Origin of the sequence: Blastomonas sp. (genome assembly GCF_030373265.1) — a bacterium.
GTDB lineage: Bacteria > Pseudomonadota > Alphaproteobacteria > Sphingomonadales > Sphingomonadaceae > Blastomonas.
In genome coordinates, this window is the sequence record NZ_JAUCZC010000041.1 from 1 (window position 1) to 17,154 (window position 17,154).

Here is a 17,154-nt window from a genome sequence, read left to right on the forward strand (position 1 = left end):
AGCCGACCTTCTCGGTCAAGGCGCATCAGCTGGCTGAAGAAAAGCAGGCTGTGGCACAGTATGGTTCGTCCGACTCGGGCGCATCGCTGGGCGACATTCTGGGCGCCGCTCTCAAGCAGCGCGAAGATTGATCAGCTGACCGGCCAGCCTTTCAGGGTGGCACCGTTTCAAAAAGGGGCACCGGCAGACCGCCGGTGCCCTTTTTTATGCACTGTCTGTCGCTTGGACGCGCTGGTGGCCAAGAACGCCGTTGAAACGGCAGGCAATTTCTGACAGCATCGCCAGGCTGGACATCCGTGCAAGGGTTTCCGGCGCACGCATATGCGCTGGCCGATTGGGCATGGCGCGTTGGCTTGTCGGGGGGCTGGTCAATTCGATAATAGGGGGGGGTCGCACGCGGCGATTTCCTTGGTGCGCGTCCCGTCGCATATTGAATTGCAGGAGATTGGCCGTGATACGATCGGAGCTGCTTCAACACTTGGCAGATGAAAACCCCGGTCTTCGTCCTGACGAGATCGAGAAGATCCTCGATATTTTCTTCAACAACATCATCCAGCGTCTGGCCGAGGGGGGCAGGGTGGAGCTTCGCGGCTTCGGCGCGTTTTCGACGCGCTCGCGCGAGCCGCGCAAGGGCCGCAACCCGCGAACCGGCGAGGCGGTCGACGTTCCCGGCAAACGCGTCCCCTATTTCAAGCCCGGCAAGGAAATGCGCGCGCGCCTCAATACCGATTGATCGGTCTGCGGATCGAGACCGGACGGCGCGGCTACGTTATCGCTCTTGCCCGGCAAATCCATCCCGGCCTATAGGCAGGCGGTCGAGCGGGCGTGGCGGAATGGTAGACGCAACGGACTTAAGACACGATTGAGTGCACGCGGGGAAATCCGCGCTGTAGAACTGCTCAAATTCGGGGAACCCTTTAACCTGGCGATCCCGAGCCAAGCCCGGCCGACAACGGTCGGGAAGGTGTAGAGACTAGACGGGCAGCGCCTAAACCTCCGGGCAATCGGGGGCAGGGCGAAGGGATAGTCCAGACCACAAACGCTCGTGGGCAACCCGGGCGGCGGCGAAAGCCGTAGCGGGTAAGAAAATCCGTCGGGCTTTGCCCGTGGGGGTTCGAGTCCCCCCGCCCGCACCACACTGCCCGCCCGGTTCGAGGATCGACCCAAGGCCGCTCTGCGATCAGGCGGCGCTGCGCTTGAACGTCGGCGCATAGGCGCTGGTGATGACGCAATTGCGGCCGGTGGTCTTGGCCTGATACAAGGCGCCATCAGCGCGCACATACATGTCCCTGCCGGTATCGCCCGGATGCCAGCTCGCGACACCGATGCTGACCGTGATGCTCAGCGCCACGTTGCCCTGCACCTCGAAGCTATGCCGCGCGATCGCGCTGCGGATGCGCTCGGCGATGGCATCGGCGATCACCGGTCGGGCGCGGTCCAGGATGATCACGAACTCCTCGCCGCCCATCCGGCCCAGCATGTCCCCCGCGCGCAGCAACTCCTGCATCCGCTGCGCCAGCACGCGCAGCGCGTCATCGCCGGCGACATGGCCATAGCGGTCGTTGATCGCCTTGAAGTTGTCGACATCGACCACCAGCAGCGCCATCGCGCTATCAGGGCGCATCCGCGTCAGCCGGTCGTCCAGGTCCGTCATGATCTTGCGGCGGTTGGCGATGCCGGTCAGGGGATCGATCTCTGACAGCATGCGCAGCTTTTCATTGGCCTGGTTGAGCGCCGAGGTGCGCTCGGCCACGCGCTCCTCGAGAAGCGCGCGCGACTGGCGGATGGCGCCGGCCATGGTTTCGAACCAGCCGACCAGCCGTGTCACCTCGTTGCCCTTTTTATCCTGGGGGGGCAGCGCGATAAACGCCTCATTGGCCAGTTCGCGGGTGATGCGTTGGGCGTCCTGGGTCAATTGCTGCAGCGGCCTGTCGACCAGGCTGCGCAGCGCCAGCGTCACCACCAGAATGCACACGAAAAGCGCGATGACCGCCATCGCCGCAATCCGCGGGATCGGCCGCAGCGCTTCTGCGACGATCAGCCGTTGAGGCTTGAGGGTCAGCGCGTACCAGCCCGCGCCGGGGACGTCGTGCAGCGAGACATAGGAGTCCAGACCGTCTGCCTTGCCGGTGTATCCGGTCTTGCCGTGCTTGCGAACCAGCGCCCAAAGCGCGGCCAGTTCAGGCTTTCGGCTGGCGGTGATATCCAGATACTGGCCGGTGCTGCTGGCGTGCTGCAGCGTGTAGTCGGGGTGATAGATCAGCCGTCCTTCGCGGGACACCAGGATGACACTCTCCTCGCCGGTGTCGGCAAAATGCCCGGCGGGAACGACCTGATCGAGCGGCATCGAGGTGCCGAAAGTCCCTGCATGGCGACCGTCTCGGTCGACCGGGGTCATGCACCCGGTGGTCCATACCTCCCGTTCCTTCAACGAAATCAGCGACTGCAACCCGGTGCACATCATCTTGCGCGCGGGATTGGCGGCGGCGGTGGAGATGGTGGCGAATTCGCGATCCTGAAAGCCGAAATCGGCCGGCGCGGTCTTGCGGTAGTATTCCAGCCGGTCGGGCCGGTCGGGGGCGAAGATCACCATCGCGTTGGACGGTGTGAAGAAATACAGGCTCTCGATCTCGAACCGGCTGCCTTCACCCAGCGCACGCACCGCATGGGTGGCGGCGATCAGATCGCGCACCGCCTCGGTGTCCTGGTCGAACCCGGCGGGGACGAACCCGCCCATGCCTTGGATGTAGCCTAGCTCGGTCCTGCCGCCGTCGAACATCGCATCTTTGGTGCGCCGGGTGCCATCGGCCTGGATGGGGTAGAGCGCGTCGAACTCGCGGCGCGCTTCGGCGGGCGAGAGAGTCGCGCGCTCGGCGCGGAACAGGTCGATCGCCCGGGTCTGGGTCTCTGCGATCCGCTCGAACCGTTGATGCAGCTCGTCGACAATGCTGGCGTTGCGCTGATCCAGCCTGACCAGCGACTCGTCGATGGCGGTGGTGTGCTCCTGGGCAAAGGCCAGCAGGGCCGTCGCGGCGATCACCAGCGTAAAAGCGACGGCGAGGCTCCACGAAGTGCGCGCGCTGATGGACAGCGCCGGGTGCCAAGATCGAAGCCAAGCGAACATGCACTCTTGTCGGACAGTTTGGTTAACATTCGGCAAATGCCGTCATTTTGAAGATAGTGCGGCCAATGCATCCTATCAGCCGTGATCATGGCGGCGTATTCGACACCGGCGCGCGGGTGTGACCGGGGTCATGGTTTGACCGGCCACGGCCGCTACGGTACCATGGAACAGGGTCGATAGCTGTTCCTCTCAGGAGATGGTTGCGATGGGTGCGAAAGTCTTGAACATCACCATGCGGTCCGCGGCGCTCGCGGCGGCGGTGGCGCTGGCCATTCCGGCGCCCGCGCACGCACAGTTTGGCAGTCTGCTGCGATCCAAGCCCAAGGCGAGCAGCAGCGGCAAGACCGCCACGGGTTGCGACGACAGCGCGGGCAAGTCGGTCGGCCGGTCGGTGATCGGCGGCATGCTGGGCAGCGTCACGGGACGGATGGGCGGGCTCGCCAGCTTTCTTCCCGTGCCCGAGGTGGCGGGACTGCTGACCGATGCCATCGCCTGCAAGCTCGAACCGGAGGAGCAGAAAAAGGCCGCCGATGCGACGCTGGAGGCAACGCGCGGCGAGGAGGTGGGCAGCACATCGACCTGGACCAGCGAGACCCGCAAGGACGTGTCGGGCACCTCCACCGTGATCGGCAAGACGCAACTGGCCGATGGATCGACCTGCATGAACGTCAACGATGTCATCATCGTCGAGGGCGAGGAGACGACCGTGGCCAAACGCATGTGCAAGAAACCGGGCGCGGCGCGGTATGAAATCGCGCAGGCCTGACCGGATGCAGGCTGTGCAACGATCCTTGCTGCTGGCGCTGGCGGGCGCGCTGCTGTGCGCGCAGAGCCCGGCGGCGGTCGATCCGGTGAACCCCAGCTGTCCCAAATCGCCCGACTGGTCGGCCAACAAGCTCATGACGCTCAAGGTCGTCAAGAAGGGCGGAGCGCAGGTGCTGCTCGCCGAGGGGCCGATCGACCAGACGCTGCCCGACCGGCTGAAAAAAGCGCTGGCCGACAATCCCGATATTGCCGAGATCTGGCTGCGCTCGCCCGGCGGCAACGCGCGCGCAGGCAACGCCGCAGGACGGCTGATCCGCGGCAACCCGGGGCTGGTGACGCGGATCCCTGCAGGCTGGACCTGCTTTTCCGCGTGCAACTTCGTGTTCATGGGCGGCCAGCTGCGCGTGGTCGAACCCGGTGGCAACTTCATGGTGCACATGTTCACCATGACCAACGACCGCGACGCGATCGATCAGTCGGTGGCTTTGGGCACCGAGACAACGGTCGAGCTGATCGGCGATATCGAGCAGGAAAGCGCGCTGCTCGCCAGCGAGGACAACGACTTCCTGATCCGCATGGGCGTCTCGCGCAAATTGCTCACCGACATCATGTACAAGCAGAAGGCGGTCGCATCGAGCGGCCCCGGCGACAAATCCACCCGCCGCTGCCTGACGCAGGACGAGGTGTTTCAGTACAACGTCGCGAACGTGCGCGAATAGACGGCGCGCGCCCGGGTTAGCACCCGGACGCAGTCCGTCACGCGCGCAGCATCATGACAGCGGCGGTTGGCCGTTGGACGCACCCACGCCGCCATCAACGGGAAGGTTCACCCCGGTGATGAACCGCGCATCGTCGCTCGCCAGGAACGCCATCGCCGCGGCCACTTCCTCGGGCTCGCCGACCCGGCCCAGCGCGATGCGCTGCTTGAGATTGTCGTGGATCGTCTTGTCCTCGATGATCTCCTCGGTCAGCGGCGTGCGGATGACGCAGGGGTTGACCGCGTTGAACCTGACCCCTTCCTTGCCGTGATCGATCGCCAGCGATCGCACCAGGTTGGTCACCGCACCCTTCGAGGTGTTGTACGCGGTCATCCCCCAGTCGCCGCCCAGCCCCGACACGCTCGATGTCATCACCACCGATCCGCCGCTCTCCTTCAGATGCGGCAGGGCTGCCCTCACGAAATGCACCGGGCCGTTGACGTTGACGTCCATGATCTTGTTCCAGGTCTCCTGGTCGGTCTCGGGCAGCGTGCCGAAATCGGCGATGCCAGCGTTGAGGACGAGGACATCGACGCTGCCGAAGCGCTCGGCGGCATCCGCCACGATGGCGTTGACCGTGTCCGCGTCGGTGGTGTCGCCGACCTTGACCATCAGCCGGTCGCCGAGATCGGAAAATTCCTCGCTCATGGTATCATCGTCGAGATCAAACGCGACCAGATTGGCGCCTTCGTCGGCAAAGCGTCGCGCGGCGGCCGCGCCGATGCCTGATCCGGCTCCGGTCACGATCACGGTCTTGTCGGCAAAACGGTTCATTGCAGGTGTCATATGGGTGTCTCCTTTTAAGGGGGCAAAGGAGACTTACGGGACCGGTGGGCGATTGGTTGCTGTTGATACCATCCTAATGGACCGGGCGTTCATGATGGGGGGCGGGGCGACCCAATAGGGGGGTGGCGGGCGGATCAGGCGGTTGCCGAGACCAGCCACACCTTGTTGGCCATCATCACGCCCTTGCCTGGCACATGCCGTTGCCCGAACAGAGAGACCAGATCGGCGCGGGCGCGGGCGAGTACGTCGTCGCCCGCCTCGGCCAGCGCGCGGCCGATGGCCATCGATGCGAGCGCGAAGTCCGCCGCCTCATCGGGCGAGGCACCCGCGCCACCGATCGCCTGCTTGCCCTGATACGCCTCGATATCGGGCGCGGAAAATCCGGCGTGCGCCAGGATGCCGCGGACATACTCCAGATCGGCAAAGGCGAACGGGCCGGGCGCGCGCGGATCGGGCGAGGGGATGTCGATATGCGAGCGCGCGACCCCCATCAGTTCCATCATCCACGGATTGTCGCGCGGCGCCGCCCAGATCGCCAGATCGATCCGCCCGCCGGGTTTGATCAGCGCGTGGAGGTTGGCGAAGGCGGCATAAGGCTCGGCAAAGAACATCGACCCGAAGCGCGAGATCAGCCGGTCATAGGGGGCATCGAGCGCGACGGTCGCGGCATCGGCACAGACGAAGCTGACGTTGGGGTGGTTTTCGGCGCGGCGGCGGGCCGCGTCGATCAGATCGAGCGAGATATCCAGCCCCAGCACCGCACCGTCCGGCCCGGTCGCTTTTGCCGCCGCGAGCGAGGTCAACCCCCCGCCACACCCCAGATCAATCACCCGCTCCCCCGGAGCAATCGCCGCGCGCGCCAGCAGCGCATCGCCAATGGGTGCGATCATACCCTCGAACCGGTCCATATGGGTGAGCCACTTCACCCCCATCTCGCCCGCCCAGTCTTCGCCCTTGAGTGCGTTGGGGTCGGCGGTGGTGGCGGTCATGGCGGGCTCTCCTGGTGTTATGCGCAGAGAGGGTAGGGGGTGGCGGGGGGAGGTCAATGGGGATGCGAGGTGCGCCGCCGAAGACTGCCTTTAGTACCACGAGGGATCGACAACCCTTTTTTCGCCAAAATAGCGTGCGGAGGTGTCCTCGATCCGCTCCCTGTCCATTCCTGCGTCAAGAATGTCCTGCTTGGACAGGAGCTTGACCTCTGGCACCTTGCCGCGCAGCAGCAGCTCCATCTGCCGCCAGCGCCTGCCGGGCGCGTCTAGTTCCCACAGGTCGTACATGATGTCGATGAAGTGATCATAGTTCGGATTGCTATGCGCGACGTAATTGCCGCGATCCCAGAACATCGAGATGCCAATGGTCTTGTGCGTCATCTCGCACACGAACAAAGTCCCCAATCGTGAAAACCGCCGGTCCGCCTTGAGGGTCACCTCGATCTGACGGAGCAAGCGAGCTTTTTGGTCCTGGGTCATGACCAATTCCCCTAGTCTTCGAGCGGATGTCCTCAACCTGCTCGCACACCCACGACCCTTCAAGCCGCCTTTAATGCTTCGCGCGCGGCGTCGGGCATCCGCGCGATGATGCTCAGATAGGCGCTGGCGGTGGCATCGGGATGACGGCGGCCCTGCTCCCAGCCCTTCAGCGTGGCGAGCGGGATCCGGTACGCGCTGGCAAACGCCTGCTGCGACAACCCCAAAGCCTCGCGGATCGCGCGCACATCGGGCACCTCGATCACATGCTCCCGCGCGTCGGTTGCATCACCGCGGGCATGGGCAGCGGCTTCGGTCATGCTGGCGATCAGGTCCTGTGCGAAGTTAGAGTTGGCGTCTTCCATCGTTCCGTCCTTTTATCTCTTGCCCTTGATCGTCGCGGCGAGGGCGGAAACTGCCTTCTTCTCGTCCGCGCTCATATCGGTCGCCTGCGCCTTGGCATAAGCCAGCAGCAGATAAAGCGGGGTGTCCATATCGTAGTAGAAATAGATTACCCGTGCGCCGCCGCGCTTGCCGCTACCGCTCCGCCCCCAGCGCATTTTGCGCACACCTCCGGTTCCGGGGATGATGTCGCCTGATTCTGCATTGTGTGCCACATGGTCCACAAGGGCAGCGCGCTCCTCATCGCTCCATATTTTCTCCGCCTGCCGCAGGAACACGCTGGTTTCCACAACGGTGATCGGGCAAGTTTGCACGGCGCTTATACGTCAATGACGTCTAGATAGCAATCCGGTGTGCTCGGATGTGGTCGAGATGGGCAGATTGGGACCATACCAGTCTCCTCATGCGGTGATGGTGTCGTCGAGTTCCCGCAATCGGTCTTCGATTTGCCCCGACAAACTGTAGATTGTGGTCAAGTCAGAAATGAGGTGTCGCTCCTCTTCCTTGCCCTTGAACGTTCCGAGGTATTTGGATGTCAGGCCATTGAAGCGCATACGTGCAATGGTTTTGCGGTTGTTGTCGTCCAGCAATACCGCGCAATAGGACTTTGCATCACGGATCATTACGCGCTTGGGGTCGACCAGCCGTGACGCGATAGCTTGAATAATGTGGAAGCCCGACAGTTCCTCCGCAGTTGTTACGACGCCATCAGAGTTTGCCTCATCTTCGGATGGCCCCTCTTCGACCGGCCCAGGCGAGGCTGCATTGAGTGCCGACGAAAGGCGCTCATTGACAAGGTCCCGGACAAATGAAGAGATTGTGCTCACCAGCATCTTGCTGAAATTTTCTCGCACGGTAGCGGTGAGCCGCCCGTCATGCACGCGGCGAGCCAACAGATCCACAAAGCCGTCTGATGGCTCAGCAAATTCCTTTTCCAGCTCCTTACGTAGCAGCGATTGAATTTTCAGGTTGCCCGCTTCCTGAACGATCTTGTCGATGTCGAATGCCGATTTCGCAAACTTCTCAATCGTCTTCACGTCTGCGGGCTTGATGGCGTCCATGGAGAATGAGAAAAATGGCCGCTCGTCCATGATGTTGGGTTTTTCGACGTCGGAGTAAAACTGGTAACTCACGCCGTTTGTGAGCAAAGCCAGCCTAGCCTCTGTGGCAGTAAAATAGCGGAAAAGCTGTGAGGCGTGCTTGACGTTCAGCTCAGCGGATGCGGGTTTGCATTCGATCAAGATATCAACCTTGCCATCTTTGCAGATAGCATAATCGACTTTCTCGCCCTTTTTGGTTGCTACATCAGCTGTGAATTCGGGAACCACCTCTTTGGGGTTGAAAACATCGTAACCGAGCGCCTGAAGGAAGGGCATGACCAGTGCATTTTTCGCTGCCTCTTCTGTCAAAAGAACTTCACGATGCTCTAGTGTTCGCTTCTGAAGTTCTGCCAGTTTTGTAGCCAGTTCCATGAATGATCCCCAAAAAACAGATGTTATGAACGTGCCACTGAATAATTGTGCAAGCAACAGCATCGTGACCTCAGGTAAAGTTCGATGACACGATATGGCCCAGCACTGCTGCTCTTGGTGGCCCTCAATGAAAATCCCGTGACTTCGGCAACACTCTTGCATCCCTTGGATGCCTTGACGGCACCGGCCGCGCCACCTCATCCCCGCGCGCCAGCGGCGGGGTGATCGCGCCATCGCCGCGCGTCTGCGTGAGCGTCGCTAGCAAATCCGAGCGATCCACCACCCGGTTCGCCATCAGGTGCACCACGCCTTCGCGGCTGCGTTGCAAGACCCCTTCGACCTGCATCAGGCGGCTGGCCATCACGGCGCGGCGGTAGCGTTCGAACAGGCGGGCCCACAGGACGATGTTGGTGATCCCGGTCTCGTCCTCGATCGTGACGAAGATCGCGTTGCCCTTCCCGGGGCGCTGGCGGACGAGGACGATGCCGGCGGTGCGCACCGTCTTGCCCGCCTTGGAATTGTTGGTGTCTTCGCACGACAGCACGCCGTCTTCGCGTAAGGATGCGCGCAGGAAGGCCATCGGGTGGTCCTTGAGCGAGAGCCGCAGCGTCTGGTAATCGGTCACCACCTCCTCGGACGCGGGCATGATCGGCAGCTGCATGTCGGGCTCCCACCCCAATTCACTGGCGCCCAGTTCGCGCGCGCGCGCGGCGGCGAACAAAGGCAGCTCGCCCGACGGCGTGCGGCGGACCTCCCACAAGGCCTGCCGCCGCGACAGCCCGAGCGAGCCGAACGCATCGGCATCGGCGAGCAGGCGCAAGGCGGCGGATGGCAGATCGGCGCGGCGCGCGAGCATCTCGACCGAGGTGAAGCGGCCTATTTCGGCGCGCGCGGCGACCAGAGCCTCGGCCCAGGCATTGCGGAAGCCATCCATCTGGCGATAGCCCAGCCGCAGCGCCAGCCGTCCATGTGCGTCGCGCTCGAGCGCATTGTCCCAGCCGCTCATGTTGATGTCGATCGGGCGCACCTCGACCTGATGCTCGCGCACATCGCGCACGATCTGCGCGGGCGCATAGAACCCCATCGGCTGCGAATTGAGCAAGGCGCAGGCGAAGACCGCGGGCTGGTGGCACTTGATCCACGACGACACATAGACCAATCGCGCGAACGACAGCGCGTGGCTCTCCGGGAAACCATAACTCCCGAAACCCTCGATCTGCCTGAAACAGCGCTCGGCGAACTCGGCGGTATAGCCGCGCGCGGTCATGCCCTTGACCAATTTCTCCTCGAAATTGTGCATCGTGCCGACATTGCGGAAGGTCGCCATCGCGCGGCGCAGATGGTTGGCCTCGCCCGGGGTGAAGTCCGCCGCGACGATCGCCAGCTTCATCGCCTGCTCCTGGAACAAGGGCACGCCATAGGTCTGCCCGAGCAGCGTTTTCAGCTCATCGGGGTCGTGCGGCGGCGCGGGCGAGGGGTATTCGACCGGATCGATTCCCGAGCGACGGCGCAGATACGGGTGGACCATGTCGCCCTCGATCGGCCCGGGGCGCACGATCGCGACCTGCACGGTGAGGTCGTAGAGCGTGCGCGGGCGCAGGCGGGGCAGCATGTTCATCTGCGCGCGGCTTTCGACCTGGAACACCCCAATGCTGTCGCCGCGACACAGCATGTCGTACACTGCCGGATCGTCGGCCTCGAGATCGACGGTGAGGTCGTGCTCGCCCAGATCATGCTGCCGCATCAGCGCGAAAGCCTTGCGGATGCAGGTGAGCATGCCGAGCGCGAGCACATCGACCTTCATCAGCCCCAGCGCATCGATATCGTCCTTGTCCCATTCGATGAAGGTGCGGTCCTCCATCGCCGCATTGTGGATCGGCACGGTCTCGTCGAGCCGGTCCTCGGTGAGCACGAAGCCGCCGACATGCTGCGACAGGTGGCGCGGGAAGTGCAGGATCTGATCGACCAGATCGCGCAGGCGGACGATATCGGGGTTGTCGGGATCGAACCCGGCCTCGGCATAGCGCTGCTCGGCCATCGACGACGAGAAGCTGCCCCAGATCGTGCTGGTCAGCCGCGCGGTCACATCCTCGGAAAAGCCCAGCACCTTGCCGACCTCGCGCACCGCGCTGCGCGGGCGATAGTGGATCACCGTCGCGGCGATCCCGGCGCGGTGGCGGCCATAGCGGGCATAGATATACTGCATCACCTCCTCGCGCCGCTCGTGCTCGAAATCGACATCGATATCGGGCGGCTCGGCGCGCTCTTCGGAGACGAAGCGCGAGAACAAGAGGTCGTGGGTCACCGGATCGACCGAGGTGACGCCCAGCAAAAAGCAGACGATCGAGTTGGCCGCCGAGCCGCGCCCCTGGCACAAGATCGGCGGATCGCGGGTGCGAGCAAAGCGCACCAGATCGTGCACGGTGAGGAAATAGCAGGCGTATTTTTGGCTAGCGATCAGCGCGAACTCGTCGTCGAGCATCTTGCGGACCTTGGCGGGCAGCTCCCTGCCATAGCGATCGCGCGCCGCCTCGGTCACCATATGCTCGAGCCAGGCCTGCGCCTCCCAGCCTTCGGGCACGGGTTCGAGCGGGTATTGATAGCGCAGGTCGTCGAGCGTGAAGGTGATGCGGGCGAGGAGCGCGGTGGTCTGGTCGATCGCGTGCGGACAGTCGGCGAACAGGCGGGCCATTTCGGCGGGCGGCTTGATATGGCGCTCGGCGTTGGCCTCGAGCCTGCGCCCGGCGTTGGCGATGGTGCAGCCTTCGCCGATGCAGGTCAGCACATCGTGCAGTGGGCGCTGATCGGGCGCGGCATAGAGCACATCGTTGGTGGCGAGCAGGGGCACGCCGGTGGTCTCGCCCAGCCGCATCATCCGCGCGAGACGGCGGCGGTCGGCGCCCCGGCGCGGCATAGTGACGCCAATCCACACGCGGTCTGGCGCGGCGGCGTGCAGCGTGTCGAGCAGCGGGGCGTGGTCGGGCGATGCCATCACGATCAGCAGCAGATCGTCGAGGTGATCGAGCAGGTCGGCGATGGTCAGCGTGCAATCGCCCTTGGTGGCGCGCAGGTTGCCCAAAGTCAGCAGCCGGGTCAGCCGTCCCCAGCCGTGCCGCGTCGCGGGGTAGGCGATGATGTCGGGCGTCCCATCGGCAAACACCAGTCGCGCGCCCACCACCAGCCTGAGCGCAGGCGCGGGCACGCCGATCTCGGCGGCGGCCTTGTGCGCATCGCGCAGCGCGATATGCGCGCGGACCACGCCCGCCACCGTGTTGCGGTCGGCGACGCCGATGCCGGCGAGCCCCAGTTCGAGCGCGCGCGCGACCAGATCCGCCGGGTGCGATGCGCCGCGCAGGAACGAGTAATTGCTCGCAGCGACCAGCTCGGCGAAGGGGGCGGGAGAAATCACGCAAACAACCCGTGAACATACCAGCGCGGATCGGGCTTTTCGGTCTCGTACAGCCCGTGGCGGAAGATCCAGAAGCGGCGGCCGCGCGCGTCTTCGACGCGGTAATAGTCGCGGGTCAGGCCGGGGCTTTTGCCGGGCGCGTGCTTCCACCATTGCGCCGCGATCCGCTCGGGCCCCTCGAAGCGCACGACATGGTGCTGGCTGCGGCGCCAGCGGAAGCGGTGCGGCGGGCCGTCGGGGACCTCGGCGATCACCTCGATCGGCTGCGGCGGATCGAACAGATGGATCGGGCGGGCAGGCGGCTCGCCCTGCTGCGGCGCATCCCAGGCGGCGGGCGCGGGCAGATCGACCGCGGGCAGGGTCAGCGCGGCCTGTTCGGGGACATGGCTGTCGCGCGGCTCGAACCTGCGGATCGCGCCGCGCCCCAACCGGGTGCTCAAGCGGTCGACCAGCTCGGCCATCGCCTCGTCGGCGACGCACCCGCCCTCAAGCTGCAGCTGCGCGGGCGTCAGCGGCTCGATGCGCGGCACCGCCAGCCGGATCATGTCGAAGCCGAAGCCCGGATCGACCGGATCGGCGAGCGCCGCAAGCCGCTCATTGAGCAGCCGCATCAGCACATCCGGGTCGCGCATCGGCAGGCTGCTTTCGGTGGCGAGATCATAGGTGCGCCCGTCGCTGCGGAAGAAGCGCGCGATGAACCTCCGCCCGCCCATGCCGCGCTGTTCGAGCACCACCGCCGCCTCCTCGGCCAGCTCGCCGATCGCTGCCATCGCTGCCTCGGTGCGACCGATCGGCTCGGCAAAGCGCCGCTCGAAGCGCAACGCGGGCGCGGCGCGGCGTGGGGTGATGCGGCTGTCGGCGGTGCCCAGCAGCCGGTCGAGGCTGTCGACAAGGTCTTCGCCGAAGCGCGCGGCGAGCGGCGCGCTCGGCCGCATCGCCAGATCGCCGATGGTCTTGAGCCCGGCGCGGATCAATGCGGTCTGCGTCTCCTCCTCGATCCGCAAAGCGGCGACCGGCAGCCGGCGCAGCGTCGCATCCTCGCTCTCGAAACTGGTGCCTGCAGGCGCGAACCGGGCGAGCGCCTGCGCCGCCTCGGGGGTGTCGCCGCACGCCAGCCGGACATCGTCGCTCCACCGCGCCATGAAGCGTGCGACATCGGCCAGCAGCGGCGCTTCGCCACCGAACAGATGCGCGCAGCCGGTAATGTCGAGCGCCAGCGCATCGGGCGCCTCGATCGCCACCAGCGGCGTGAAGCGGTCGCAGTGATCGGCCAGCCGCTCGAGCCAGGCGAGATCTGCCGCCGGATCGTGATCGGTCACGGCCAGCAGCGGCACCTGCGCGCGCGCATCGGCGAGCGCCAGCCCCGCGTTCAGCCCGAGCGCGGCCGCCTGCGAGCAGGTCGCCGCGATCCGCATCGCACCGCGCACCTTTTCGACCAGCACCAGCGGGGTGTCATCCGGCGTGTCGCAGTCGGGGTGGCGCATCAACCGGTCGACCGGCAGAAAAGGGAAGAACAGCGCCAGATGGCGCCGCTGCGATGGCGGCGAATCCTCCGGCATCGGGGCCGCAATCGGAGGCGGTGTCGGCATTTGCAAAACAGGCTTGTTCACGGTTCCACTCCACGCGCCAGTCGCCGCCGGATGGGCGTCCGCGCTGGCGCAACAATTCAACTCTCCAGGCAGGATAGCCCGGCGCATTGGCTTCCATCGGCGCAGACGCGGCGGCGCTCACCTGCCAGCGGGTCTGCGCGGCGCTGGGCGAGGGGGATGCCGCGATGCGCAACGCGATCACGGTGACCCCCGATGTTTCCGCCGCCAGCGCCAGTCGCCGGCTCGCGGTCAGGTCGAGCAGCCGCGGCTCGCGCCACAGCTCGATCACCGCGACCCCGACCTCGGGGCAGCGCACCACATCGGCGGCAGCGCGCAGCACCGCCTGCGGATCGGGCAGCACGCCGATGATCACGCGGGCCGGATCGAGCCCGATCTCGACCAACCCCGGCGCGTGCAGCCTGCCGCCCTGCTTTTCTGCCTGTATCTCACGCAGCCACACCAAAGTGCCGTCCAGACGCAGCCCCAGACGCAGCGCGAGCCCCGCGACAAAGCCCGCGGCGCAGCCCGCATCCTCGGCCTGCGCGGCAAACACCTCGTGCACCCGCCCGCGCGCCAACCCGCCGCCCAGCGCGGCGTCGATTCCGGCATGGCCTGTCCCCGCCAGCACCGCCGCCTCGACGGCACGCGCTCGCTCGATCCCGGCGATCCGGGTTTTGAGAGACTCGAGGGAATCGGCACGCGACATATGTTCTTATTATGTTCCATTTTGCGGAACGTCAAACTCGGTCGGTCGCAGGTGGGGGAATCCGTCATTCCCGCGCCCCTCTCACCTCTCCCTTGATGGGAGAGGCAGCGAGACTTGGCAGCTTGCTGCCTAGTCGCAGCGGTGAGGGTGAGGGTGCGGCTGGGCGCGGCGGTACGGATGAGCACACTTCGTACAATCCGGAGAGATCACCCCCACCCAACCCTCCCCCATCGAGGGGCAGGGCTTTTAAAACCTCGCAAAACCCGCCGGTTACGCTTTGTTAACCCTGCTCGTTAATAGTCCGGCAAATTGTCTTAACGCCGCTTTACGGGGGAAACATGCCGGATACCGCACACGAGATCGTCAGCGCTCGGACCCTGTTGCATGAGGCGATGCAGTTGCACGAGGCGGGCAATCTTGCCGCTGCCGAACCGCGCTATCGGATGGTGGTGGAGCAAGGCTATCGCACGATCGAGGTGCTGCCGATTCTCGCCGGGATCCTCGGCCATCGTGGTGCCACCGACGAGGCGATCGAGGCGTGGGACATGCTGCTCGCGCTCGACCCCGATCACGCGGTCGCGCATCACGAAAAGGGGCTGATCTACAGCCGCGCCGGGCGCCCGAACGAGGCGATCACCGCGCTGCAGGCGGCTTGCGCTGCCGATCCCGCCAACCCCATCGCCGCCAACAACCTTGCGGTCATGCTCTCCGATGCGGGGCGCAAGGGTGAGGCGCTCGACCAGTTCCGCCGTGCGCTCGCGCTGCAGCCGGGCAACATCCATATCGAACACCAGATCCGTCGGCTGAGCGCCGATCTGGTGCCGTTCTGGCATATCCCGATGCTCAACGATGTCCGCCGCAACGACGCGTTCGAGGCCGCGATCCGCGCCGCGATTGCCGAAGCCGGACCGGACGCGCGCGTGCTCGATATCGGCACCGGCAGCGGGCTGCTCTCGATGATGGCCGCGCGCTCAGGGGCCCGGTCGGTCACCGCGTGCGAGGTGGTGCCGGTGATCGCCGACATGGCGCGGCAGATCATCGCCGACAACGGCTATTCGGACGCCATCACCGTCCACACCGCGCCTTCGACCGAGCTCAAGGTCGGCGAGCATCTCGATGAACGCGCCGATATCCTGGTCTCCGAAATCCTCTCATCCGACCTGCTCACCGAGCATGTCATCGACACCTTCGAGGATGCGCACGCGCGGTTGCTCAAGCCCGACGCGATCGTGATCCCGCGCCGCGCTTCCGCCATCGGCTGTCTGGTCGAAAGCCCGTTGCTCGCGGACTATGTCTTCGTCGATCAGGTCTCGGGCTTCGACCTGTCGCGCTTCGCCGCGCTCGCCTCGCCCAAGCTCCCGATCCACGGCACGATGACCGACTGGCGCAGGTTGTCGGCGGATGTCGAACTGGTCAGCATCGACCTCACCCGCAAAGCGCACGCCAGCGACCTGCACCTGCTCGAGATCGACGTGCAGGCCGACGGCATCGCCACCGGCATCGTCCAGTGGATGCATGTCGATCTGGCAGACGGCGTGACCTTCGACAACCACCCCGACGGCTATACCGACGGCGGCTGGCTGCAGATGCTGCACAATTTTCCTGAGCCGATCGTGGTGTGTGCGGGCGATGTGCTCAACGTCGCGGTGGGGCACGACCGCGTAACGCTGATCGTGCGTCCGCTCGAGGTGGTTGCAGCGGCGGCGCAGGCGCAGGTGGCGTAATCGCTAATGCTCTCTCCCCTTGAGGGGAGAGATACGAAGCCTTGCCAGCTTGCTGGCTAGGCGAAGTTGAGAGGGGCAGCGGCAACGCATCCCCCTCTCCCCCCGCCGCTACGCGGCTCCTCCCTCTCCCCTAAAGGGGCGAGGGCAGTAGGGCACCCCAACCACCCCCGCTCGGCCTGAGCCTGTCGAAGGCCACGCACCCACGCTGGCCATAGAGCGGGGCCTTCGACAGGCTCAGGCTGAGCGGATGGCGGCACTATGCCAAGCCTTCTTCCGCAACACATGCACCAGCCCGGTCCCCTGCGAAGGCAGGGGCCCATCACCCGACCGTTGTGCCGGGTGCGAGGGCAGGAGATGGATGCCTGCCTTCGCAGGCAAGCGGGAGAAGGAAGCAGGCGAGCAACAGTGGACGGCTCAAGGTCTGCTGCCGATGTAATTTAGAAGAAACTTGCCAATCTTGAAACGACCCCGTTGCGGCCATGCATACCAGCATCTACAAACCGGCAATGAAACGTGCGCCGCTCCGACTGCTCGCAATATTCAGCCTGTTTGCCTTGACGTTTGTGACGGGTATTCTGGTGGGTGAAACTTCGGTTGGTTCGTCCGAAAAATCGATGGCCGACGCAAAAATCCGCAGACTTCAACCGCAGATTGACGATGCTATCAGTCGTTGGTCGGTGAAGACCAAGCAAAGTGAGCAAAGCGTGCGCGAGAGCTATGAACCCCGCTCCATGTTCATACCTACGCGAAATCAGGGACAGGGAATGGTTTGTATCGAACTCGATCTCAAACCGGGAAGTCTCGGAGGGTCGCCTGTCTACTGCTATCAAGCCGAGTTTTCTAAACCGGAAGAGTCGATGGAGCTCGTGGCAGATTACAGTGACGTAGAGTAAGCGTCTGCTTCCCATCTGTGGACGCCCCGAAAGATGCAAGAGTAAATTCGGGTCTTGGCG

The 17,154-nt window shown here is 64.7% G+C and carries 15 protein-coding genes; 5 read left to right on the top strand and 10 right to left on the bottom strand.

Going from position 1 to position 17,154, the window contains the following annotated elements; genetic code table 11:
* Positions 1-451 precede the first annotated feature (451 nt).
* The gene (locus QUV11_RS16315) at positions 452-733 is read left to right on the top strand and encodes an integration host factor subunit beta (RefSeq protein WP_300883950.1); all 282 of its coding nucleotides are present in this window, start codon (positions 452-454) and stop codon (positions 731-733) included.
* Between the two features lie 447 nt (positions 734-1,180).
* Here QUV11_RS16315 and QUV11_RS16320 read toward each other — a convergent pair whose 3' ends face one another.
* Positions 1,181-3,124 carry a diguanylate cyclase gene (locus QUV11_RS16320; protein WP_300883952.1) on the bottom strand — a complete coding sequence of 648 codons (1,944 nt, stop codon included), beginning with the start codon at positions 3,122-3,124 and terminating at the stop codon, positions 1,181-1,183.
* 205 nt (positions 3,125-3,329) lie between these two features.
* Between QUV11_RS16320 and QUV11_RS16325 the strand changes: the two genes are divergently transcribed.
* Both QUV11_RS16325 and QUV11_RS16330 read left to right on the top strand, forming a co-directional pair.
* Complete coding sequence (locus tag QUV11_RS16325) at positions 3,330-3,890, top strand: hypothetical protein (protein WP_300883954.1); 561 nt, start codon at positions 3,330-3,332, stop codon at positions 3,888-3,890.
* The gene (locus QUV11_RS16330; RefSeq protein ID WP_300883957.1) at positions 3,871-4,608 is read left to right on the top strand and encodes a hypothetical protein; all 738 of its coding nucleotides are present in this window, start codon (positions 3,871-3,873) and stop codon (positions 4,606-4,608) included. Before QUV11_RS16325 ends, QUV11_RS16330 begins: the two co-directional genes overlap by 20 nt.
* 51 nt (positions 4,609-4,659) lie before the next feature.
* Here QUV11_RS16330 and QUV11_RS16335 read toward each other — a convergent pair whose 3' ends face one another.
* From QUV11_RS16335 to QUV11_RS16375, 9 genes are all read right to left on the bottom strand, one after another.
* On the bottom strand, positions 4,660-5,433 hold the full coding sequence (locus QUV11_RS16335) for an SDR family NAD(P)-dependent oxidoreductase (RefSeq protein ID WP_300883960.1): 774 nt from the start codon (positions 5,431-5,433) through the stop codon (positions 4,660-4,662).
* A 134-nt stretch (positions 5,434-5,567) separates the two neighbouring features.
* The gene (locus QUV11_RS16340; RefSeq protein WP_300883961.1) at positions 5,568-6,422 is read right to left on the bottom strand and encodes a class I SAM-dependent methyltransferase; all 855 of its coding nucleotides are present in this window, start codon (positions 6,420-6,422) and stop codon (positions 5,568-5,570) included.
* A 90-nt stretch (positions 6,423-6,512) separates the two neighbouring features.
* Positions 6,513-6,902, bottom strand: coding sequence for a hypothetical protein (locus tag QUV11_RS16345; protein WP_300883963.1), 390 nt, complete (start codon positions 6,900-6,902; stop codon positions 6,513-6,515).
* 59 nt (positions 6,903-6,961) lie between these two features.
* Complete coding sequence (locus QUV11_RS16350; protein ID WP_300883964.1) at positions 6,962-7,264, bottom strand: helix-turn-helix domain-containing protein; 303 nt, start codon at positions 7,262-7,264, stop codon at positions 6,962-6,964.
* 12 nt (positions 7,265-7,276) lie between these two features.
* Complete coding sequence (locus QUV11_RS16355; RefSeq protein WP_300883967.1) at positions 7,277-7,579, bottom strand: type II toxin-antitoxin system RelE/ParE family toxin; 303 nt, start codon at positions 7,577-7,579, stop codon at positions 7,277-7,279.
* Between the two features lie 123 nt (positions 7,580-7,702).
* On the bottom strand, positions 7,703-8,773 hold the full coding sequence (locus QUV11_RS16360) for a type I restriction endonuclease (RefSeq protein WP_300883970.1): 1,071 nt from the start codon (positions 8,771-8,773) through the stop codon (positions 7,703-7,705).
* A 124-nt stretch (positions 8,774-8,897) separates the two neighbouring features.
* The gene (locus tag QUV11_RS16365; RefSeq protein ID WP_300883972.1) at positions 8,898-12,182 is read right to left on the bottom strand and encodes an error-prone DNA polymerase; all 3,285 of its coding nucleotides are present in this window, start codon (positions 12,180-12,182) and stop codon (positions 8,898-8,900) included.
* Positions 12,179-13,741 (bottom strand): DNA polymerase Y family protein, encoded by a 1,563-nt coding sequence (locus QUV11_RS16370; protein ID WP_300883973.1) that lies wholly within the window; start codon positions 13,739-13,741, stop codon positions 12,179-12,181. The genes QUV11_RS16365 and QUV11_RS16370 overlap by 4 nt, the downstream gene beginning before the upstream one ends.
* On the bottom strand, positions 13,635-14,477 hold the full coding sequence (locus QUV11_RS16375) for a hypothetical protein (protein ID WP_300883974.1): 843 nt from the start codon (positions 14,475-14,477) through the stop codon (positions 13,635-13,637). The genes QUV11_RS16370 and QUV11_RS16375 overlap by 107 nt, the downstream gene beginning before the upstream one ends.
* 338 nt (positions 14,478-14,815) lie before the next feature.
* Between QUV11_RS16375 and QUV11_RS16380 the strand changes: the two genes are divergently transcribed.
* Positions 14,816-16,201, top strand: a complete 1,386-nt coding sequence (locus tag QUV11_RS16380; RefSeq protein ID WP_300883976.1) for a protein arginine N-methyltransferase — start codon at positions 14,816-14,818, stop codon at positions 16,199-16,201.
* Positions 16,202-16,680: 479 nt separating this feature from the next.
* The gene (locus QUV11_RS16385; protein WP_300883978.1) at positions 16,681-17,094 is read left to right on the top strand and encodes a hypothetical protein; all 414 of its coding nucleotides are present in this window, start codon (positions 16,681-16,683) and stop codon (positions 17,092-17,094) included.
* The last annotated feature ends 60 nt before the right edge of the window (positions 17,095-17,154 follow it).

Coding starts and splice junctions, on each gene's coding strand:
- QUV11_RS16320 (WP_300883952.1), bottom strand. CDS start 3,124: ATGTTCGCTTGGCTTCGATCTTGGCACCCGGCGCTGTCCATCAGCGCG.
- QUV11_RS16325 (WP_300883954.1), top strand. CDS start 3,330: ATGGGTGCGAAAGTCTTGAACATCACCATGCGGTCCGCGGCGCTCGCG.
- QUV11_RS16330 (WP_300883957.1), top strand. CDS start 3,871: ATGAAATCGCGCAGGCCTGACCGGATGCAGGCTGTGCAACGATCCTTG.
- QUV11_RS16335 (WP_300883960.1), bottom strand. CDS start 5,433: ATGACACCTGCAATGAACCGTTTTGCCGACAAGACCGTGATCGTGACC.
- QUV11_RS16340 (WP_300883961.1), bottom strand. CDS start 6,422: ATGACCGCCACCACCGCCGACCCCAACGCACTCAAGGGCGAAGACTGG.
- QUV11_RS16345 (WP_300883963.1), bottom strand. CDS start 6,902: ATGACCCAGGACCAAAAAGCTCGCTTGCTCCGTCAGATCGAGGTGACC.
- QUV11_RS16350 (WP_300883964.1), bottom strand. CDS start 7,264: ATGGAAGACGCCAACTCTAACTTCGCACAGGACCTGATCGCCAGCATG.
- QUV11_RS16360 (WP_300883970.1), bottom strand. CDS start 8,773: ATGGAACTGGCTACAAAACTGGCAGAACTTCAGAAGCGAACACTAGAG.
- QUV11_RS16370 (WP_300883973.1), bottom strand. CDS start 13,741: ATGCCGGAGGATTCGCCGCCATCGCAGCGGCGCCATCTGGCGCTGTTC.
- QUV11_RS16375 (WP_300883974.1), bottom strand. CDS start 14,477: ATGTCGCGTGCCGATTCCCTCGAGTCTCTCAAAACCCGGATCGCCGGG.
- QUV11_RS16380 (WP_300883976.1), top strand. CDS start 14,816: ATGCCGGATACCGCACACGAGATCGTCAGCGCTCGGACCCTGTTGCAT.
- QUV11_RS16385 (WP_300883978.1), top strand. CDS start 16,681: ATGCATACCAGCATCTACAAACCGGCAATGAAACGTGCGCCGCTCCGA.